Below are 20,593 nucleotides of genomic sequence, written 5' to 3'. Positions count from 1 at the left end.
ACATGCTTTCGCTTTACGGCAGCTTTACCGTCCCCGGCGTCCCCGACGTGGTCATCTATCGCGACGATGAAAACGCGCGGAAATTCTATATGGTCTCGGGCAAGCCGAAGATCCTGCGCAGCGATCCGCGCGACCCGGCCAGCCGCCCGATGATCGACCTGATCGCCTATACCCGCGACCACTCCCAGCCCATCCCCGCGACCGAGGATGTCGAACGCGGCATGTTGCAGATGACCGTGGGACTGGAAATCAGCCAGGCCGACCAGAACCGGATCCGCGCCTTCCTGCGCCAGCGATTGGCCGAGGAACTGAACCGGGGCTTCCGCTTCCTGGGCATCCTGCTGCGGCCGGGAGAGCCGGAACTGGGCTATGCGCCGCAATTCATCGGCGGCACCGCCACCGCCACCACCTTCGGCGCCGACTTGCAGATCGCGGCCCAGGGCACCTGCCCGATCCTGGCCACCGGCATCAACAGCGCCAGCTTTTCCTATCAGTTGACGCAAAGCGGCGCCCGCCTGATCCGCCAGACGATGGAGGAAGGCGCCCTGCCGATTCAGGTCCGCTATGACAAGCTGATGATGATCGCGCGCATTCCCGCCATCACCATCCGCATTCATGGCGAACGGCGCGAGTTTCTGGAGGAAGCGCGCCAGCACGCCTTCATGCGCCGCTTCCTGACCGTCCACGGCGCCTTCATTCACCGGCTGGTCTGGTATGCGCCGCCCACCCTGTCCAGCTTTCGCGACACCCATCACAGCCTGACCGTGGAAATAGACGACGGCGATTTCCGAGACGCCGACCCGTCCGAGGATCTGACTCAGGAACTGGAAAAGATGGCGTTGACCATCCTTCAGAACAACATCCTGCCCAGCTTCTTCGAAACCGCCATCCCGTCCGAGGATGAATCGGCCGATGAAAAGGGCCGCGGCTACTGGTTCCGGGAAACCACCACCGATACCGGCGTCGTCGATGTGACCATCAGCCGCCGGGACGTGGTGCAGATCGAACACGGCGCCAACGCCATCCTGGGGGCCAACCTGACCCCGGCCGAGGCCGCCGCCGCCATCCGCTATGCCAGCCTGTCCCAGCCCAACATCCCGGTGATGACGCTGACGGTGGTGCCCAACATCAATTTCGAGGTTGATCCGATCCTGCTGGTCAGCGTCTTCATCGACTATGACGAATTCGACGACATCAAGAACAGCCGTGTCCGCGTGCAAAAGCAGATCCGGCTGAGCCGCGACGACGGGCCGCAGCAGTTCCGCTTCGACCTGGCGATGGGGCCGGATCGGGCGGCCAAGGCCAATTACCGATACCGCACCGTGGTCCACTTCACCGGATCCATGGCGACCGTGGAACATCCGCCCGCCGGGGGCTGGAGCGAAGGCACCGGCGAAGTCCTGGTCATCAGCTATGCCCAGTTGGGCCAGGTCAAGGTGGACCTGCTGCTGGGACCGATGCCGCCCGAGGTGTCCTCGGTCGATGTGACGCTGACCTATCCCGACGCATCGGCGCGCGGCGCGGTCAAGACCGTCACCCTGTCGCCCGCAAGCCCGACCGCAAGCTGGCTGGTTTCGGTCCCGGCGGGCGGCGCCATTCGGCCTTATCGGGTCGAACGCGTCTATCGCATGATGGACGGATCCACGCTGACCCTGCCGCCCCAGGACAACGCGGCCGAGGCGCTGACCATCACCAGCCCGTTCGAATCGCAGGTGACGACCACCTTCGCCGGGCGCGGCGATTTCGGCACCGACGTGGCGATGATCGTCGTCACCGCCACCTATGCCGATCCGGCCCACGATCTGGTCGAACACACCACCTTCACGCTGGACGCCGCCACCCGCAACCGGGACTGGACGGTGCGCCAGGTGGACAAGGATCTGACCCGCTTCGACTACCGGGTGAAGGTTCTGCGCCTCGACGGATCCGAGGCGACGACCGACCATTCCGGCACGCTGGGCGACATCATCACCGTCGGTCCCAGCGGCGCCGGCGCGGTCGAGGTGGTGGTGGACACCGAAATGGTGGACTGGACCCGCTATGCCCGCATGATGGTGACGCTGGAATACGAGGATCCGGCTCACGGCATTTCCCTGCGCAAGCCGCTGCTCTTCGCGGACAGCGGCGAAAAGGTCCAGACCTGGTCCTGGTTGATCGCCGATCCCGCCCGGCGCGGCTTCCGCTATTCCGTGCGGCGGGTGGGCCGGGTCGCGACCGACGACCTGATCGAGCCACCGGTCGAGACCGACGATCCCTTCGTGGTTCTCAGGTAGGGCGCGGCCATGGCGAACGCATTGTTCAGCATCGTTCAGGAACCCTCGCGCCGGGTGCAGGTGACGCCCCGCCCCCACCGCGCGGCGGCGGACATGGGCATCGTCATGCGCGCCCTGCAAATGGCGATGCGGCTGGAGCCGGTGTTCCTGCCCGCGAACGAGCCGGTGGGGGACGACCGCGCCTATCCGGCCATCGACGGCATCAGCTTCGCGCGCCCGACCCTGGCGCTTGGGCAGCGCGGCGGCAGCTTTCCCGGTCCCGATGTGGCCTTTCTGAAGGAAATCGACGGGTCTGTGTTCCTGCATATCGGCCTGCGCGAAAGCCTGCCGGGGGGCGTGCCGGACGGGACGACAACCCTGGGCGTCCTGACCGGGCCGCTTCGCCTCACTTGGGCGGGCGGCGAATTCGTGCTGCCCGAGCCGACGCCGATGGAAGGCGACGAGGGGATCCTGGGCGGAATGCGCATCCTGGCCCCGCTGGCCCCCGACCAGGTGGCGCTGCTGGTCCAGGCGATGACCGATCCGGCGGCGGGATGCGCGCTGACAGCGACCTATGCGGCATCCTATCGCGTCCGCGAAGACCCGCCCGTCATCTTCGTGCCGAACGACCCGCCTCGCACCGACGATCCCCCGCCGCCACGGGAACCCGTCGAACGCCCCCGCTTTCCCATCCGCCTGCCGCGCGAACGCACCGGCGCGGACATCATCACCGTGGAATCGCGGTTCCAGCCGCCCGGGATCCGGGTGCCGCTGGCGGTCATCCTGGGAAATGCCCCCCGCACCGGCGCAGGCGGCCTGCACGGGATCAACCCGGCGCTGATCGCCAAGGGGGCGCTGGTTTCGCCCGAACTGCTGGCCCGCTGGAAGGACTTGCAGATCATCGACATGCCCATCTGGGTGGGTCCAGGCGCGCCCCAGGACCGCGGCGTCTCGACCACGTTCACGCGGCGGGTGCCGTTCTTCTTCGACCGGACGCTGGACCAGAACCTGGGGGTGTTCCGGGCGATCTCGGGCGCGGCGACGCTGCCCGGCGACTGGCAGGACAGCGAATGGGGCACGCTGTGCCCGGCGGAATTCGTCAACACCGTCTATCTGATTCCGCACGAATACCGGCTGGCCTATGACGCCGCGCGCGGGCTTCCGCACATGCTGCCGGTCCAGTATGCGGCCCCCGACGGCAGCCGCCGGTTGCGGGTGATGCTGCGGACCGAACCCTGGTACGACCCGGCCCGCGTCGCAGGGCTTCAGGCCGCGCTGTCGCGCCAAAGCGGCGGCATCTATCTGCATCCCCAGGTCATCGCCGGGGGCGTCGCGGGCGCGCGGCTGACCCTGCGCACCATCTTCCCCGAGGAGATCGCCGTCGCCGAGGATGCCGAGGCCGACGGCGTGGCCATCGACATGGCCTCGCCCTTCGATCTGACGCTGGATGTGAGCGAGGAATATTACGCCCTGCTGACCACCATCCTGACCGGCCCGGTCGGCCTGACCGGAACGGTCGAGGTGACGCTGGCCCCCGCCGTCAACGGCGCCGCCGCACCGCTGCGCCGCGTGCCGCTGGTCCTGACCTTCCAGCGGCTGGGCGCGCTGCCGCTGACGGAATTCGTGGCGACCGCGACGATCAATCCCGAACGCGTCGACATCACCAACCGCGCCGCCCAGCCCGTCACCGTCGCGGGGGCCGAGGCATCGCTGCTGCTGCTGGACGAAAACGCCCTGCTGCCTGCCGCAGTGCTGGCTGCACGGCCCGCCCAGCCCTTCCCCCTGACCATAGATGCAGGCGGCAGCGCGACGCTGACCTTCGCCCCCGTCGCCGCCCCGGAAGGCGCGGTCTGGAACACCGTGGTTCCGGTGCTGACCGGCGTGACGGCCGCCGTCGATCCCGACGCGGCGCTGCGGGCCATCCACGCGCTGGCGCCTCCGGGAACCGCGGGCTGGCGTTTGCGGATCCTGTCGCCGCAACTGGCCCAGGCTGCCGCAAGCCCCGGCCCCGACCGGATGGTCGCGGTCGAGGTGCGCATGACCCGCGACGGCGCCGCCCCCGTGCAAGTGACGCTGATGGCGTCCGAACCCGAACGCAGCGTGACCTTTCCACGCAACCTGGACGACCTGATCCCCGCCGGGACCGCCGGCGGAACGGCGGGCGACGGCTTCCTGCGCCTGTCGGTGACGGCGCGGGGCGTCTGGCCCGGCGGCTTCGGCGGGTGGAGCGATCCGGCCGATCATGTCGGCGACACGCTGTTCGTCTTCGTGCCGCCGCTGGACGGGGGCACGGGATGAGGCACCCGGACGCCCTTGCCGCGACCGCCCGGCGACTGATGGCGATGCAGGGACCGGACGGGCTGTGGGGCGGCTTCCACCTGCGCCCCGGCGAAAGCCGCGACTGGGTGGGCGCCGTGGCGGCCCTCGCCCTGGCCGAGGCGGCGGGATCGGGGCGCCTGCCACCGGCCCTGGCGGCTGCGGCGCGGGCGCGCGCCGAACGCGCCGCCGATGCCCTGCGCCTGCGCGAACGCCCCGGCGGCGGCTGGGGCTACAACGGGGCGGTCCCCCCCGACAGCGACAGCACCGCCGCCGTGCTGCGCCTGTTCGCGGCGCTTGGGCGGACCGCGCCCGCATCGGCCGCCTTCCTGGCCATGCAGGGCGATCCCGCCCAGGGCTGGGCGACCTATGGCCCGATGCGGTCCTGGGACCATTGGTCCCTGCCCTGCCCCGAGGTCGACGCCGCATCCGCCCTGGCGCTGTTCGCCGCCCAGGCACTGGACCGCGACGACCTGGCGGCGCTGTGGCGCAAGCGCCTGGCCCTGGCCCAGGACGACGCGGGGCATTGGCGCGCCTATTGGTGGCCCGGCCCCGGCACCGCCACCCTGGCCGCCGTCGAGGTCTGGGCCGCCGCTGGCCGCCCCGCCCCGCGCCCGCGCCTCCCCGATCCCGCCACGCCAGCGATGCCCGCCCTGGACGCCGTGACGCTGGTCCAGGCGCGCGGGCTGCTGGATGCGGCGCAGGGCGCCCACGCCCTGGCCGACGCCTGCGCGCGGATGGCGGGGCCTGGCCGCTGGCCTGCGGATGCCGTCCTGCTGGCTCCGCCCCGCCATCCGGCATCCCCGCCGGGCGATTCCAGCCCCGAGGGACGCGGCGCGCTGACCGCCGCCGCCGCCCTGCGCGCCCTTGCGGCGCTGCCCGATCCCCGGACCCGACCCGCACACCCCCGCCCGGCGCCCCGCGTCGCACAGGATCTGGAGCCACTGGCCCGGACCCTCGGCCTGTCGCCCCAGGCCGCCCGGCTGGCGCATCACGCGGGCCATGCCCTGCTGGACCCGCTGCTGGGCGCGCCGCTGCCTTGGCCGAACAAAGCGGTCTCAAGCCTCGCGCGGGGCTGGCCGGTCGAATTCTCGGCCACGCTCGATCCCGATCACCGGCCCGCGCTGCGGCTGGCCTGCGACCTGGGCGACCCGCGCCTGTCTCCGGGCGGGCGGGCCTGGACCGCGCGCGCGGCGCTGATCCGGGCGGCGAAGGTGCTGGGGATGGATCCTCTGCCGTTGCAGGCGGGCCTGGCCCCGCTGATCGCCCAGGCCCGCCGGGCCGATCCGGCCGAGCGGTTCCTGATCTGGGGCGGGCTGGATCTGACGGACGGCCCGCAGGGACCGCAGCCGGTGCTGAAAGCCTATGCCAACCTGGCTGTGGCCGGTCCCGATCCCGCCTGTCGGCTGGCGCTTGCCGCGCGGATCGTCGCGTCGGCGGGGGGCGCGGCGATCGGTCCTCACCTGCTGGCGCTGGATGCGGCCCTGGCGGCGGGCCGTCCGCAGCAGATGGGACTGGCGCTGACGGCCCAGGGGCTTGCGGGGGCCAAGGTCTATTGGGAACTGCCGGGCCATGACGCGGCGGCGGTCGGGCGGCTGGCGGATGCCTTGGGACTGGCGCTGCCGCCCGGCTTTACCCCTGAAATCCCCGGCATCGCCAGCCCAGCGGCGGCGCTGCGCGGGCTGTCGGGACTGGCGGTCCATGTCGATCCGGTCCGGGGCGTGGTCCCAGAACTGACGCTGGCCACCCAGGCAGCCCAGGGCGTGACCTGGCGCGGCGGGCACGAGACAGCCTCAATCGCCGCCTGGGCCGACGGCTTGGGCCTGTCCGCCGCGTCTGCGCTGGCGCTGATGGCCGCGCTGCGGCGGGACGGCACCGCCCCGCGCAGCCTGCACACCCTGACCCTGCGCCGGGACGGCGGCCTGCGGGCGGCGATCTATCTTCACGCCGATGGCTGGCTGGAACGCCGCCTGTCCGCGCCCGTCCCGTTCCATGTCCCCGATTCCATCCCGCCGCGCCACCCGGCCCCGGCGCCCCTGCAAGGAGGATCTCCATGACATCCGATCACGATCCGGCCCGCCCCGGCCCGCATGTCGCCGCGCTGTCCCGGCGCGGCTTTCTGGGCACCGCCGCCCTGGGCGGGGCCGCAGCCATCGGGATGGCATGGCCCGCCAGCGTCCCGGCCCAGCCCGGCGGCGGATCGGGCGGATCCGGGGGGTCGGGCGGCGGCACCTCGCAGGGCACGCGGGTCAGGCGCAACATCTATGCCCTGGCCCAGACCGCCGAAGGTCGCGCCATGATCGAGGCCTATCGCAACGGCGTCAAGGCGATGATGGCCAAGCCCTATTCCGACGTGACAAGCTGGCGCTTCCAGGCGGCGATCCACCTGCCGAACCCGGCGGACGCGCACGATTTCAACGCTCTGCCGGTGGAATTGCAGCTTTACCTGGACCGCACGAACCTGTGCCAGCACCGCAACCTGCGGTTTTTGCCCTGGCACCGGATGTATGTCTATTTCTTCGAACGGATCGTGCGGAAAGCCTCGGGCAAGGCCGATTTCATGCTGCCCTACTGGAACTATACCGACAGCTCCGCCGAACGCGCCCTGCCCGAGGCATTCCGCAACCCCGCGACCGAAGCGGCCAACGCCCTGTTCCGCAGCGCCCGCGCGCCGGGCATCAACAGCGGCACGGCCCTGGACAGCGGATCGGTCAGCACATCGGGGGCCTTCAACGAAACCTCGGCCGCGCCCTCCGGCGCCAGGCCGGGCTTCTACCAGGAAATCGAAAGCCAGCCTCACAACATCATCCACGTGACGCTGGGCGGCGACGGGCTGATGTCCGATCCCGCGACCGCCGCCCTGGACCCAATCTTCTGGCTGCATCATTGCAACATCGACCGGCTGTGGGCCCGCTGGAACGCGCGGGGGCGAACCAATGTCAGCGACGGCGCCTTCCTGGGCCGCGTCCACCGCTTCTGGGACGAGGATGGCCACCTGGTCGAGATGACCACCCGAGAGGTGATGGATACCGTCACGCGGCTGGATTACCGCTATGACGACGCGGCCGCGCCCGAAGCCGGGACCGTGACCCTGGCCCAGGCGGACAGCGGGGTCGAGGCGGGGGCGCCGGTCAGCGAACTGGCGGCATCGGCCGGTCCCGTCACCCTGTCGCGCGAGGGCGTCACCATCCAGACCCAGCCCGTGGTCGAGGCCGGCGGGCCGGACCTGTTCGCGACCACCACGCCCGACCAGTTGTCCCAGCCGGTCGTGCTGCGGCTGGACGACATCCGCTTCGACACGCCGCCCCGCACCGTGTTCGAGGTCTATCTGAACGCCCCCGAAGGCGCGGCCCGCGACAGGGATCCGGCCTATTTCGTGGGCCTGTTTGCGCCCTTCACCCCGCCCGAGGGCGGCGACACCTATGACGAGGCCTTCGATGTCAGCGGTCTGATCGACCGCCAGATCCGCGCGGGCATCTATGACGGCGGCGCTATCGACGTGCGGATCGTGCCCCGAGCGCCCCTTGAGGCCACGGGTGTCGAGGCAGGCGCGCTGCCCGAGATCACTGTGGGCCGCGTGTCGCTGATCCGGTGACCGGCATGGATCTGTTCAGCGTCAGCAACCGCGCCTTCGACGCCCCCGCACCCGCCCGTGAACCGCTGGCCCCGGTCGAGGCGGGCCAGGTGGCGCCCGCCGCCGCGCCCCTTGGGCCAGTTCCCGCGGCGGGCTTCCAGCCGCCCCGCCCCGGCCCCCGCGCCCGCAATCCCGTGACAGGGCTGGAAACCGTGATCGGCAACGACGAACGCCAGCGGGTGCCCGACGCGGGCGCCGATCCGTGGAAGCGGATCTGCCAGCTTGACCTGATCGGCCCGCGCGGCATCTTCAAGGGCACCGGCTGGCTGGCCGGACCGGCGACCGTCGTCACCGCCGGGCATTGCGTCCATTATCCGATGTTCTTCGGCGGCTGGGCCGACCGGATCGTGGTCGCCGCCGGCCGCACCGGCGCCAGCTTTCCCTTCGGCCAGGTCGAGGCGGCGCATTTCTCGACCCTCAACGTCTGGGTCGACGGCCAGGCCGCCGATCACGATATCGCCGCGATCCACCTGCCCGAACCGCTGGGCGACCGGACAGGGATCTTCCCGATCCGGCAGCTTGCGGATGCCGACCTGCTGGGGCGGATGGTCAACGTCTCGGGCTATCCGACCGACAAGGAACTGGCCAAAACGCAGTATCACCACGCGAACCGGATCATGGCGGTGACGCCCCGGCGGCTGTTCTATGACATCGACACGGTCAGCGGCCAGTCGGGGGCGCCGGTCTGGGCGCAGGATGCCCCGGACAGCCCGCCGGTCTGCGTCGGCATCCATGCCTATGGCGTGCCGGGAACGCCCGCCGACCTGCATATCACCGCCAATTCCGCGCCGCGCTTCGACGACGCGGTGCTGACGATCCTGCGCGACTGGGTGCGGGCCGATTGCGACCGGCTGGGACTGTCCGCCCCGACGATCTAGCGACGGCATCTGTCATGCAGGCGGACTGCCTGTGCCGCCGACATAACGAAGGCCTTCGCTCAGATCCAGAAGGAGAAGATCGGTCCCATTCTCAGCATTCTCGCAAAAAGCTGTCTCATGCCCTGGGGCCACCCCGGACGTTACACCACTTGGAGGGACGTGACCGGGGCGCCCTAGCATCTTGCCCTGCGCCGGCGCGCGAAATTGCAGGCTGCGGCAAAGTCCGAACGCGACTGCCGACGCCAGAAACTTTCCCGGCAGCCAAAGTCGCATTTGGGCTTGCCCCTGCGGAACTTTTGTCAGTTCCGACGCTTTCTGAAATAGCGGCGCAATTGGGTGCGCAGAAAGGACAATCTGATGCGGATACTGACGGCAAGTCTCTGCGGCAGCATCGTTTTCATGCTGGCTGCCTGCGGCAATACGGCGACGGAACGCGCGGCGACCGGCGGCATTGGCGGCGCGGTTGTCGCCGGGCCTGCGGGCGCGATCGTCGGCGGAACCGTGGGCGCAGCGACCGCGAACTGATCTTTGAAACCACGTCCTGAACGGCCGCGCCAGTCGCGGCCGTTCGGCGTTGGTCTTGCGAGAGCTTTCGGCTTCCCCTACATCAGAAAAGCAAAGGCAGAAGGACAATCCCATGGCGATGGAAGCGCATGACATCGAGGCCCTTATCCGCGTGGCCTTTCCCAACGCGCAGATCACCATCACCGACCTGGCGGGCGACGGCAATCACTATGCCGCCGAGGTGATCGACGAAAGCTTCCGGGGTCAGAACCGCGTCCAGCAGCAGCGCGCCGTCTATGCGGCGTTGCAGGACAAGATGGCGGGCAAATCGGGCGCCCTTCACGCCTTGGCATTGACCACCAAAGCGCCTGACTGAGGCCCCTGCCCCTTGGCCAGACCATCAGACACAGGATGAAAGACATGACGGAAGTAACTGGAAAAATTCAAGGATTGGTGGACAATGCGGATGTCGTCTTGTTCATGAAAGGCACCAAGGAAATGCCGCAATGCGGTTTCTCCAGCCGCGTCGCGGGCGTGTTGAACTATATGGGCGTCGATTACCGCGACGTGAACGTGCTGGCCGATGACGATATCCGCCAGGGCATCAAGGATTTCTCGGACTGGCCGACGATCCCGCAGCTCTATGTCAAGGGAGAGTTCGTGGGCGGATGCGACATCGTGACCGAGATGACCCTTTCGGGCGAACTGGATCAGTTGTTCGACCAGAAGGGCGTGTCCTATGACAAGGCCGCCGCGGACAAGATTCGCGAAGCGAACGCCTGATCCGATCGGATTTTAAACATAAGCGGGCCGCCTTCTTGGGCGGCCCGTTCAGTTTACAGGATGTCATCCTGATAGTCGTAATCGTCATCGTCCTGTCGTTCCTTCAACTTGGCCGCCAAGGTAACGCCGATGGCAAAAGCTCCTAACAGCTTGGCCATACTGCCCGCGTTGCTGTTGTGCGCGCGGGACAGCGTCTCGGTCGCGCCTTCGACCTTGGACCGCACGGTATCCAGGTTGCCTTGCGTGAACCCCACGGCCTGCGCCGCATGACGCGCCGCGCCGAAGACCCGACGTTCTGTGTCATCGGCCAGCTTCGTAACCTTGTAGCTGGCCTCGTCCATCAAAGACGACACTTTTTGGCCCGCCATGTCCACGACCCGTTCGGCCTCGGCACGCGCCTTTTCGACCGCCGCATCGGCTGCCAGACTGACCCGAGCCTCGACCTCTTTGCGAAGATCGTCTGTCGTCGGCATTTCGTGACGGGTGGCCTTGGACATCGCGAACAGGATCAGGCCGATCAGGATGAACAGGACAGCTACCGCAAGAGACGCCAAGGCCGGTCCGAATTCCAGATTATGGGCCAGGAACGACCATAGGGCTGCTATCAGGAACCCAACGGCGACGGCCAGGACAACCCCGGCCGCCGCCTTCATGACCGACCGACGCGCCGTGTCCTTGAGAGCCAGTTGAAGACGCTGCGCATAGTCGAACATGGGAAACCTCAGCGACGGGCCAGGATCAGGCCGACCAGGAAGCCGATACCGGCGGCGATGCCCAGGGCTTGCGCGGGATTGCGCCGAACCATTTCGGACACTTCGTCATACCGCTCCTCGGCGTAATGGGCGACCTCGGAAGCCTTCTGCTGGCCCGTCTCGTACAGCCGCTCGGCCTCGGCCTTGGCGCGGCCGGCATATTCGCCGCCAACCTCGCGGGCGCGGTGAACGTAATCCTGCGCGGTTTCGCGGGCATTCTGCGCCAGTTCCGCACCGCGTTCCTTGAGGTTCTCGGCGCCCGAGTTGTTTGCCAGCTTTTCGGCCGTATCGCGGATATCCTCGCCGATCTTGCGGGCGCCCTCGTTCAGGTCGCGCTTGGCCTGCTGCCCTGCGGCGGCGGCGTCTTTTTTCAGGTCGTTCGCGGTGGGATTGTGTTCAGCCATGGAAAATGTCCTCCGGTGTGATTGTCACCATCAGGGCTTAAACACATGGAACAAGGGCATTGTTCCGCACCGCAGAAGATTAATTGAATGCCGGACCTTGGGGAAATGGTACCGCCTCCCCGGCTCGAACGGGGGACCTCTAGATCCACAATCTAGCGCTCTAACCAGCTGAGCTAAGGCGGCACGGATGCGTTCTGTAACGCCGGTTCGGTCCCGTTGCAAGCCCGACTTGCCGTGAAAATTCATGCAGGCTACAGAAACCCATCACAGAAGGATGACGGTCATGAGCATCAACAGCCAAAGCGACATTGCGGCCAATCTGCAAGTCGGCCCCACCGATCAGGGCATGGTGCGCATCTATCTGCAAGCCGAAGGGATCGACCTGCCGCTGGATTTCGATCCCGAGGAAGCCACCGAAATCGCCGAGGAACTGCTGGCCGCGGCCGAAGCCGCGCGTAGCATGGGAAAGACCGGGGGGAAGCCTAAAAAACCCCGGCGGTAAGGGCATCGGGATCGGTCAAGCCTTGCAGGCGCAACGCCGAGGCGCGGGCGAAGTCGCGCATGATCTTGCTGCGGCGCGCGCCTGCCAGCCGGGTCTCGGGGGCCATGCGCTGAATTTCGGCGCCATAGGCATCGGCGCAGATCAGCCCGGTGTCGGGGGGCAGAAGTTCCGAGCGAAAGTCGCAATCGACCGCCCAGAAATAGCGGTCGCACCATTCGACGTAACCCTGCCATTTGCGGTCGCCCATGAAATCCGCTCGGCAGCTTTTGCATTCGACGATCCAGAATTCGCCCTTTGGGCCCATGCTGATCACATCCACCCGCAGGCCGCGACTGGGCGAGAATTCGGTCAGCACCGCGTGATCCATGCTGCGCAACAGCCGACCCACGCCGCGCGCAAGACGGTGGCCGGGCATGGCGGGAAGGGTCGGATCCAGATGGGTCATGGCCCGTTTATAGAACGAAGCGGCAACATCCTTCAAGGCGCTTGAAGTGGCCCTGCCTCGCGCCTATCTCTCGGGATGGCGGGTTTCTGCTCCTCTCGCGCGCGGCCATTTTTCCACTGGCCTATAACTTTTCCGAGGGGGCTGGCTCTGGCGTGACCCTGGTCTCGTTACCCGGCGCCCACCTGGTAATCCAGGCTTTCGGGAAATCTCGCGCCGCCGCGGTTGCTGCGGTTCCCGCCACCCGACCCAACAGCCCTTGGCATCGGCAGTTTTTCCATACCGAATACATGCGAAAAGGGCGGCCTTGCGGGCCGCCCTTTCGATGACTGTGGCTGCGATCAGAACCCGTAGACGACCGACACGCCCAGGGTGTTGTCCGTACGGATCGGACGGTTTTCCTGGTACTCGGTGGTGTAGCTGACGCGGGTCGCCAATTGGTCGGACATCTGGAAGTTGACGCCGAATTGGTTGGTGATCACGTCATCCGAATCTTTCGAAGACAGATAGTCGGTGTCATTGGTGATGAACACCATGTCGTTGAAGCGGTGGTACAGACGCGACGACACGATATAGCCGACGCCGCTATCGGACGAATCGTTGACCGCAACACGGTCGTAGCTGTCGGTCACCGGATCGTATTCCAGATCGAAGCCAGCCTTCTGGGCGCCCGTCTGGGTATAGCGATAACCGATACCCGCCTGAACCCGCCAAGCGGTCGTTTCGGTGTTGATCACGCGATAGCCCGGACCCACGCCGATGAAGCCGTCGCGGGCGAAATCGCCCAGCTTTTCGGCAATCTCGTTGTCGGGCTGGCCGTCGTAATCAGCCTCGCCGTTGGCTAGACCATCGACACTGAAGCGACCCAGGACAAAGGCATAGAACTGGTCGTTGAAGTAGTAAGCACCATCATAGATGGTCGACACTTCTTCCTTGTCCTTGTTGCCGAAATCGTCTTCACCGAATTCGATCAGCATCCCTACCGACTGCTGCCAGGGACCGGCATTGTTCGAAACACGTCCTGCCAGCGAGAAGTCTTGGCTTTCGGTGTTGCCGGTGCTGCCAGCATAAGTCAACGCGATCGAACCGAACAGACCTTCGCGACGATCCGGGTTACCGAAGCGCGCGTCGTCGTTATCACGGTCGAAATCGTCCTGAACGGCGTCCTCGACATCGATGATCCGGTCGTTGATACCCGAGATCCCGGTCGCATCCGCACCCGCCGCAATCTCGGTCTGGGCGAATGCCGGAGCCGACAGTGCGGCGATCAGAGCGGCGGAGCCGGTCAGCAGCGTAACTTTTTTCATCTTTTCCTCACGAGCTGAGTTTTGTTGTTCTGAACGTCTGTGGGACGCCAGAGCATCTCTGCGAAAGATGAAGTAATCCCCCCCTGCCCTGGTTCATAGGGCCGCGAAAAACGTCTGCACGTCCCGAAAACGTGAGAGGGTTTGAACAGAGACAAAACAGGCAAAATTCCGCCGAAACATGCGGGTGATAGGATAGTCGGGAACTCAATTCGATGCTTTGGAACCTCTTGGCGCGATTAACCAAATCGGTCATCGGCATCTCGCTGGCTTGCCAGTGGCCCGGCAAGGTGGATGAAATAATCCCGTGATTGCCTAAAATCTGTGCGGAATTTTGTCCCGTGGCAACGTGTCCAGCTGTTGCATAATCGACACGATATCACACCCAATCGCGCCGCAGGAACCAGAGTAGGTTTATTTTCGCGGCCCCGTTGTGACCGGCACCCGAACCGCCTCTTTCGTCGGCGGACGCCCGATCCATGACCGGCGGCCGGACGACGGCGGCGATTCGGCCTGGCCCGTGACGGTGATGGCGAACTGAACCCCAGAAAAGACGATGGTGTTGAAGGCGATCAGCATGACCACGGCCAGCCAGCCCACGGTGCTGTTCAGGACAAGGTGCCGCAGATGCGCAACATCCAGCGCCAAAAGCGCGGCCACGAAGCAACAGGCCAGCGCAGCGCCGATCAGGACGCTGCGGATATAGACACGAACCATGATCGGCATGACGCACCCCAAATCGGACGACAGATCCAGGATATAGGGTATTTCCGACAGAAAAGCAGCAGGAAGTGGGGCCTGCGTCAGAAGGCCTCGGGGCGCAGCTCTCGGGCGACGTGATCCAGGACGGCGTTCACGAATTTCGGCTCGCGGCCCTCGGGAAAGAACGCCTCGGCCAGGCGGACATATTCGGTGATGACCACCTTGGGCGGGGTCTGCGGCGTGACCAGCTCCGCCCCGGCGGCGCGGAACAGGGCGCGCAGTACGGGATCGATCCGGTCGATGGGCCATTTGGCGACCAGGCCGCGATCGGTCGCCTGGTCGATGCGCGACTGCCAGGTCACCGCCGCATCGACAAGGCGGGAAAACAGCCCTTCGTCGGCGGGCAGATACTGCCCATCCTCGTCCTCGGCCTCCAGGCGATACAGTTCGAATTCCCGCGTCACCCGGTCAGCGGACTGACCGGCGGCCTCCATCTGATACAGGGCCTGAACGGCGTAGAAGCGCGCCCCGCTGCTTTTCGCCCGGCGGTCGGCGCGCTTGTCGGTCTGCTTGTCGTCGTTCACGGTCATGGATCGGGCCTTGTCACAGAGACCGGCTGCAATGTCGCGAAAGCCGTCCCGCGTCAAGCCCCGGCGGGCAGCGGCGCGGCCATCGCCTCGGCCAGCCGGGCGACATAGCGGGCCAGGGTGTCGATTTCCAGGTTGACCGCATCGCCCAGGGCGACGCCGCCCCAGGTCGTCACCTGCCGGGTATGCGGGATCAGGTTCACGCCGAAGCGGTTGCCTGCCACCTCGTTCACGGTCAGCGACGTGCCGTTCAGCGCGACCGATCCCTTGGGCGCGATGAAGCGGGCCAGCGCGGCCGGGGCCTCGAACGTCAGGCGCAGGCTGTCGCCCTCTTCGTGCAGTTCGGCCACGCGGGCCACGCCGTCGACATGACCGCTGACGATATGGCCGCCCAGTTCGTCGCCCACGCGAAGTGCGCGTTCCAGGTTCAGCTTGCGCCCGACCTGCCAGCCATTCGCGCCGATATTGGTCTTGGACAGCGTCTCGGCCGAGATGTCGACCGTGAACCAGCCAGGCCCCTTGTCGACCACGGTCAGGCAGACCCCGTCGCAGGCGATCGAGGCGCCCAAGTCCACGGTCGCCATGTCATAGCCGCAATCGATCCGCGCGCGCATGTCGCCGCGCATTTCCACCGACGCGACCGTGCCGATATCCGTGATGATACCTGTGAACACCTGCGCACCCCATGTTTCCAGCGAAAAGACCTAGGCGATGGCCTGAACCGGCGCAAGTCCGGCATGCCGTTAAATCTTTGTTAACCTTCCTGTGAAAAATTTGTGTCGCGCGTGTGTTGCGCTTCGTGGGGTTCTCCCAGTGTTCCAAGTTCGTAACGATTTCAGTGCGATGCAGGAAGTTCAGCGGGATGCGTCCCCGCAGCGCGTCTTCTTGCTGTTGCAGGGACCGCATGGCCCGTTCTTCGACCGGCTGGGCCGATTGCTGCGGGCGGCGGGCGCGCAGGTCTGGCGATGCGCCTTCAACGCGGGGGACGAATTCTTCTGGTCCGATCCCGTGCATCTGCTGCGCCATACCGGCAGCAGCGCGGACTGGCCCGCCCATCTGACGATGATCCTGGCCGAAAAGGGGGTGACGGACATCGTTCTTTACGGCGACATGCGCCCGATCCACGCCGTCGCCCGCCACGCCGCCCAGGCGCTGAACCTGCGGCTGCACGTGTTCGAGGAAGGCTATCTGCGCCCGTACTGGATCAGCTATGAACGCGGCGGGTCGAACGGGTATTCGCCGCTGCTGAATATCTCTCTGTCGGACATGCGCGCGATGCTGCGCGACACCGCGTCCGAGGTCCGGCGCCCGCCCGCCCATTGGGGCGACATGCGCCAGCACAAGGCCTATGGGGCGCTGTATCATTTCCTGGTGCTGGTCGCGAACCGCCGCTATCGCCAGTTCGCCAGCCACCGTGCCCTGCCGGTCTTCGACGAATTCCGCCTGAACCTCGGCCGGCTGATCCTGACGCCGGTCCATTCGCTGACCCGCGCGGTCCAGTGGCGACGCTTCCGGCTGTCGGGCGATCCCTATCTGCTGGTGCCCATGCAACTGGAACACGATTCCAACATGCTGGGCCATTCACCGTTTTCCCTGAACCGGCAGTTCATCGAACAGGTGGTGGCGGAATTCGCCCGTTCCGCCCCCCGTCACCACCACCTGCTGTTCAAGGCCCATCCGCTGGAGGACGGGCGCGCCCGGAACCGCCGGTCGATCCGCGACGCGGCGGCACGGCACGGCGTGGCGGATCGGGTGCATTACGTCCGGGGCGGCAAGCTGGCGGACATGATCGCCCATGCCCGCGCGGTGATCACCGTCAATTCGACGGCGGCCCAGCAGGCGCTGTGGCGCGGCCTGCCGGTCAAGGCCCTGGGTCGCGCCGTCTATTGCAAGCCGGGGCTGGTGTCGGAACAGGCGCTGGCCGACTTCATGGCCCATCCCCAACGGCCCGACACCGCCGCCTATCGCCTGTTCCGCGACTATCTGCTGCAAACCAGCCAGGTGCCGGGGGGGTTCTATTCCCGCCGTTCGCGCGCCCATGCGCTGCGGCTGGTGGCCGATCTGATCCTGGCACCCGAGGATCCGTATCAGGCGCTGGCGGCGGGCCGCTGTCATCGCCGCCAGCAGATCGGCGAAGTTCTGGACTAGCGCGCAGGAAGGTGTGGCGCCCGCCGACCGCGCAGTCTAGAATTGCGCGCACAACCGGACAGCAAGTCCGGGCAAAGGAACAGGAGTTTCGAGAGGTGACAGTGAAGCTTTCTCCTGCCCGTTCGGCGGCGGGTCTGGCCGCGCGCCTGACGCTGATTGCCGCGATGACGCTGCTGGCGGCGTGCAGCCTGCCCCGGTCCGGCCCCAGCAAGTCCGAGATCTATTCCGGGGCGGTCGAAAAGGGCGGCAATACGCATGTGATCTATGTGAACGATCACGTTGCCCGCACGACGAACTTCACCCCGTCCTATGGTTTCTCGAACAGCTTCCGGGGCGCCGGGCAGGTCGGCGCCGACGAGATCCGCGCGGGCGACGTGCTGGGCCTGTCCATCTGGGAAAACGTGGATGACGGGCTGCTGACCTCGCTGGGGAACAGTTCGACCGCGTTGGAGGAAATCCAGGTGGACAGCGGCGGCTATATCTTCGTGCCCTATGCGGGCCGGGTCCAGGCGGCGGGCAACACGCCCGATCAGTTGCGCCAGATCATCACCGAACGGCTTGCCACCCAGACGCCCGATCCGCAGGTCACGGTGACGCGGGTGGCCGGCAACGGCGCCACGGTATCGGTCATGGGCAAGGTCACGGCTCAGGGCGTCTACCCGATCGAGCGGCCCACCCGGTCGTTGTCGGCGATGCTGGCGCGCGCGGGCGGCGTGTCCATCGAACCCGAGATCGCGGTGGTCACCGTCAAACGCGGCAACAACACCGGCAAGGTCTGGCTGACGGATCTGTATTCCAACGCCAGTAACGACATCGCGCTGCGCCCCGGCGACGTGATCCTGGTCGAAGAAGATCAGCGCAGCTTCACCGCCCTGGGCGCGCTTGGCGGTCAGACCCGCGTTCCGCTGGGCAATGAATCGATCAACGCCGTCGAGGCCGTCGCCATGGTCGGGGGGCTGAACTCTCACCTGGCCGATCCGACCGGCGTGTTCATCCTGCGCGACGAACCCGAACAGGTCGCCTCGCGCGTGCTGGGCAAGTCGGTGCAGGGATCGCAGCGCATTGCCTATGTCCTGGATCTCACGCGGCCCAACGGGCTGTTCCTGGCCCGCGACTTCCTGATCCGGGACGAGGATACGGTCTATGTGACCGAGGCGCCCTATGTTCAGTGGCAGAAGCGGCTGGCAGCCCTGATCGGGCCGATCAACTCTGCCAATTCCGTCCAGAACCTGACCGACTGACAGACGGGTGAGGGACGAAACGCAAGCCGCCGGCGCCAAGCACCGGCGGCTTTTCGCATTCAACGGCGGCTTCTGGCGGGAACCGCGCCTGCGCCGGATCTTGGCGCTTGCGGGCTGGAAGTTGCGGCTGGGACTGCCCGGCCCCGGCGACAGCGTGGCGGTCTGGGGCGCCAGCCCGACCGCCTGGCGCGGCCGCGCCGTCGCCCGGCGCAGGGGCGCGGCCCTGGTCACGGTCGAGGACGCTTTCCTGCGGTCCATCCTGCCGGGCCGCGCGCGGGGTCATGTCGCCCGGCGCGGACCGGTCGGCCTGCTGATCGACCTGCTGGGGGTGCATTTTGACCCGTCGCGCCCTTCGTTGATCGAAACCCTGGTGCTGCGTGGTGTTCCCTCGGCCCAGGAACAGCGCGCCCGCGACGGGATCGCACGGCTGCGCGCGGCGGATCTGTCGAAATACAACGCCCATCGGCCCGACCTGCCCGCGCCCAGTCCGGGCTATGTGCTGGTGATCGACCAGACGTGCGGGGATGCGTCGCTGATGGGCGCGGGGCGCGACAGGTTCCTGGCGATGCTGGACGCGGCGCGGCGCGAACATCCGGGCCGCCCGATCCTGCTGCGCAGCCATCCCGAAACCATCCGGGGGCTGCGGCCCGGCCATCTGGACCGCGCCGACCTGGCGCCCGGCGAGGCCCTGTGCGACCAAGAGATCTCGCCCTGGCGGCTGCTGGAAAACGCCCATGCCGTCTATGCGGTCAGTTCGCAGCTGGGATACGAGGCGATCCTCGCCGGCCACCGCCCCCGGCTGTTCGGACAGCCCTTCCATGCCGGGTGGGGGCTGAGCCAGGACGAATATCCCCTGCCCCCCGGACGGCGCGGCCCCGCCACGCCCGAGGCGCTGTTCGCCGCAAGCCACCTGTCCGCCCCGGTCTGGTACGATCCCTGCCGCGACCGCCTGACCGATTTCGACGGCGCCCTGGACCAGATCGAGGCCGAGGCGCAGGCCTTTCGCCAGGATCGCGACGGGCATCTGGCCGGGGGGATGCGGCTGTGGAAACGCCCGACCATCGCCCGCGCCTTCGGCGACGGGGCGGGCGTCCGCTTTACCGGCAAGCCCTCGCCCCGCGTGACCCTGGCCTGGGCGGGCGCGGCCGCCGCGGTGCCGGGCGCGATCCGGGTCGAGGACGGGTTCCTGCGGTCGCGCGGGCTGGGGGCCGCCCTGACGCCGCCTTTGTCGCTGGTGGCCGACGACCTGGGCATCTATTACGATCCGGCGCGCGAAAGCCGCCTGGAACGGCTGATCGCCACCGGTCCGCCTCCTGGCGGGGCGGCGCGCGCGGAACGGCTGATCGCGGCGATCCGGGCCGCTGGCCTGTCGAAATACAACCTGACCGGCAGCTATCGCCCCGCCGCAACCGACCGCCCGCGCATCCTGGTTCCAGGCCAGGTCGAGGACGACGCCTCGATCCGGCTGGGCGCGGGGGCGGAACGCACGAACCTGGACCTGCTGCGCCGCGTCCGCCGCGAGAACCCCGACGCGCATCTGATCTTCAAGCCCCATCCCGATGTCGAGGCCGGGCTGCGGCGGGGCGCCATCGACGCCTCGGGCCTTGCGGATGAGGTGGCCGTCAACGCCGACCCGGTCGCCCTGCTGGCACTTGCCGATCAGGTCTGGACCATCACCTCGACCATGGGGTTCGAGGCGCTGCTGCGCGGCGTCCCCGTGACGACCCTGGGCGCGCCCTTTTATGCGGGCTGGGGCCTGACCCGCGACCTAGGGCCGGTGCCGCCGCGCCGCGTCGCACGGCCCGACCTGGCCGCCCTGGTCCATGCCTGCCTGGTCGCCTATCCCCGCTATCGCGACCCGGTGACCGGGCTGCCCTGCCCGGTCGAGGTCGCTGTGGACCGGCTGCGCCACGGCATCGGCCCGCGCACGCCCATGCTGCGCCTGCTGTCGAAGCTGCAAGGCGGCATGGCCGGGCACAGCTGGATCTGGCGGCGCTGAGCGCGCAAAAAGGGACAATGTCGCGCCGCCGTCCCCGCTTTCGCGAACCAGGCCTGCGCGTCACGGCCCATGGCGGACCGGGATTTTCCCCAGCGTTGTCCGCGAAGAATGCCGTTCTCCGGCGGGCCCCTGGAACGCCCAGCCC

General features: G+C 67.5%; 19 protein-coding genes and 1 tRNA gene. 12 read left to right on the top strand and 8 right to left on the bottom strand.

The annotated features are described in order from the left end of the window. Nucleotides 1-2 precede the first annotated feature (2 nt). The 8 genes from ACTJI6_RS03495 (at nucleotide 3) to grxD (ending at nucleotide 10,367) form a co-directional block, all read left to right on the top strand. Nucleotides 3-2,273 carry a hypothetical protein gene (locus tag ACTJI6_RS03495; RefSeq protein WP_440797863.1) on the top strand — a complete coding sequence of 757 codons (2,271 nt, stop codon included), beginning with the start codon at nucleotides 3-5 and terminating at the stop codon, nucleotides 2,271-2,273. A gap of 9 nt (nucleotides 2,274-2,282) precedes the next feature. Continuing rightward, nucleotides 2,283-4,550, top strand: a complete 2,268-nt coding sequence (locus ACTJI6_RS03490; protein ID WP_440797861.1) for a hypothetical protein — start codon at nucleotides 2,283-2,285, stop codon at nucleotides 4,548-4,550. Next, a complete protein-coding gene (locus tag ACTJI6_RS03485) occupies nucleotides 4,547-6,625 on the top strand; it encodes a hypothetical protein (RefSeq protein ID WP_440797859.1) in 2,079 nt (692 codons plus the stop codon). The genes ACTJI6_RS03490 and ACTJI6_RS03485 overlap by 4 nt, the downstream gene beginning before the upstream one ends. After that, on the top strand, nucleotides 6,622-8,163 hold the full coding sequence (locus ACTJI6_RS03480; protein WP_440797857.1) for a tyrosinase family protein: 1,542 nt from the start codon (nucleotides 6,622-6,624) through the stop codon (nucleotides 8,161-8,163). Before ACTJI6_RS03485 ends, ACTJI6_RS03480 begins: the two co-directional genes overlap by 4 nt. 5 nt (nucleotides 8,164-8,168) lie before the next feature. Continuing rightward, nucleotides 8,169-9,080, top strand: coding sequence for a trypsin-like serine protease (locus tag ACTJI6_RS03475; RefSeq protein ID WP_440797855.1), 912 nt, complete (start codon nucleotides 8,169-8,171; stop codon nucleotides 9,078-9,080). A 357-nt stretch (nucleotides 9,081-9,437) separates the two neighbouring features. Continuing rightward, nucleotides 9,438-9,605: a hypothetical protein gene (locus ACTJI6_RS03470; RefSeq protein WP_164555205.1), complete on the top strand. Its 168-nt coding sequence runs from the start codon at nucleotides 9,438-9,440 to the stop codon at nucleotides 9,603-9,605. Nucleotides 9,606-9,717: 112 nt separating this feature from the next. Next, entirely contained in the window at nucleotides 9,718-9,960 is a 243-nt protein-coding gene (locus ACTJI6_RS03465; protein ID WP_126154474.1) for a BolA/IbaG family iron-sulfur metabolism protein, read from the top strand. A 44-nt stretch (nucleotides 9,961-10,004) separates the two neighbouring features. Beyond that, entirely contained in the window at nucleotides 10,005-10,367 is a 363-nt protein-coding gene (grxD, locus tag ACTJI6_RS03460) for a Grx4 family monothiol glutaredoxin (RefSeq protein WP_126154475.1), read from the top strand. Nucleotides 10,368-10,420: 53 nt separating this feature from the next. On the opposite strand, the gene ACTJI6_RS03455 is transcribed toward grxD, so the two are convergent. The 3 genes from ACTJI6_RS03455 to ACTJI6_RS03445 all read right to left on the bottom strand — a co-directional run bounded on the left by ACTJI6_RS03455 (nucleotide 10,421) and on the right by ACTJI6_RS03445 (nucleotide 11,706). Beyond that, nucleotides 10,421-11,080 carry a phage holin family protein gene (locus tag ACTJI6_RS03455; RefSeq protein ID WP_440797852.1) on the bottom strand — a complete coding sequence of 220 codons (660 nt, stop codon included), beginning with the start codon at nucleotides 11,078-11,080 and terminating at the stop codon, nucleotides 10,421-10,423. 8 nt (nucleotides 11,081-11,088) lie between these two features. Continuing rightward, entirely contained in the window at nucleotides 11,089-11,523 is a 435-nt protein-coding gene (locus ACTJI6_RS03450; protein WP_440797850.1) for a DUF883 family protein, read from the bottom strand. A 106-nt stretch (nucleotides 11,524-11,629) separates the two neighbouring features. Beyond that, nucleotides 11,630-11,706: transfer RNA gene (locus ACTJI6_RS03445), tRNA-His, on the bottom strand. 100 nt (nucleotides 11,707-11,806) lie between these two features. On the opposite strand from ACTJI6_RS03445, the gene ACTJI6_RS03440 reads away from it, so the two are divergent. Further along, a complete protein-coding gene (locus tag ACTJI6_RS03440) occupies nucleotides 11,807-12,025 on the top strand; it encodes a DUF6324 family protein (protein ID WP_440797848.1) in 219 nt (72 codons plus the stop codon). Here the strand turns inward: ACTJI6_RS03440 and ACTJI6_RS03435 are convergent. The 5 genes from ACTJI6_RS03435 to ACTJI6_RS03415 form a co-directional block, all read right to left on the bottom strand. Beyond that, a complete protein-coding gene (locus ACTJI6_RS03435; protein WP_440797846.1) occupies nucleotides 12,006-12,470 on the bottom strand; it encodes an MmcB family DNA repair protein in 465 nt (154 codons plus the stop codon). The genes ACTJI6_RS03440 and ACTJI6_RS03435 overlap by 20 nt on opposite strands. A gap of 338 nt (nucleotides 12,471-12,808) precedes the next feature. Then, nucleotides 12,809-13,774, bottom strand: coding sequence for a DUF481 domain-containing protein (locus tag ACTJI6_RS03430; RefSeq protein ID WP_440797845.1), 966 nt, complete (start codon nucleotides 13,772-13,774; stop codon nucleotides 12,809-12,811). Nucleotides 13,775-14,185: 411 nt separating this feature from the next. Further along, the gene (locus ACTJI6_RS03425; protein ID WP_440797844.1) at nucleotides 14,186-14,497 is read right to left on the bottom strand and encodes a hypothetical protein; all 312 of its coding nucleotides are present in this window, start codon (nucleotides 14,495-14,497) and stop codon (nucleotides 14,186-14,188) included. Nucleotides 14,498-14,574: 77 nt separating this feature from the next. Next, nucleotides 14,575-15,063 (bottom strand): transcription antitermination factor NusB, encoded by a 489-nt coding sequence (nusB, locus tag ACTJI6_RS03420; RefSeq protein ID WP_126154482.1) that lies wholly within the window; start codon nucleotides 15,061-15,063, stop codon nucleotides 14,575-14,577. Nucleotides 15,064-15,116: 53 nt separating this feature from the next. Next, nucleotides 15,117-15,734: a riboflavin synthase gene (locus tag ACTJI6_RS03415; RefSeq protein ID WP_440797842.1), complete on the bottom strand. Its 618-nt coding sequence runs from the start codon at nucleotides 15,732-15,734 to the stop codon at nucleotides 15,117-15,119. 169 nt (nucleotides 15,735-15,903) lie between these two features. Here ACTJI6_RS03415 and ACTJI6_RS03410 point away from each other — a divergent pair, with 169 nt between their 5' ends. From ACTJI6_RS03410 to ACTJI6_RS03400, 3 genes are all read left to right on the top strand, one after another. Next, entirely contained in the window at nucleotides 15,904-17,208 is a 1,305-nt protein-coding gene (locus tag ACTJI6_RS03410) for a capsule biosynthesis protein (protein ID WP_440797840.1), read from the top strand. 164 nt (nucleotides 17,209-17,372) lie between these two features. After that, entirely contained in the window at nucleotides 17,373-18,449 is a 1,077-nt protein-coding gene (locus tag ACTJI6_RS03405; RefSeq protein ID WP_440798024.1) for a polysaccharide biosynthesis/export family protein, read from the top strand. A gap of 7 nt (nucleotides 18,450-18,456) precedes the next feature. Then, nucleotides 18,457-20,448 carry a capsular polysaccharide biosynthesis protein gene (locus ACTJI6_RS03400; protein WP_440797838.1) on the top strand — a complete coding sequence of 664 codons (1,992 nt, stop codon included), beginning with the start codon at nucleotides 18,457-18,459 and terminating at the stop codon, nucleotides 20,446-20,448. Nucleotides 20,449-20,593 lie beyond the last annotated feature (145 nt).

It is taken from the genome of Paracoccus sp. 22332, assembly GCF_052045125.1.
Taxonomy (GTDB): Bacteria; Pseudomonadota; Alphaproteobacteria; order Rhodobacterales; family Rhodobacteraceae; genus Paracoccus; species Paracoccus haematequi_A.
Note: the sequence above shows the minus strand (reverse complement) of the source record. Positions and strands in the feature narration are given on the sequence as shown.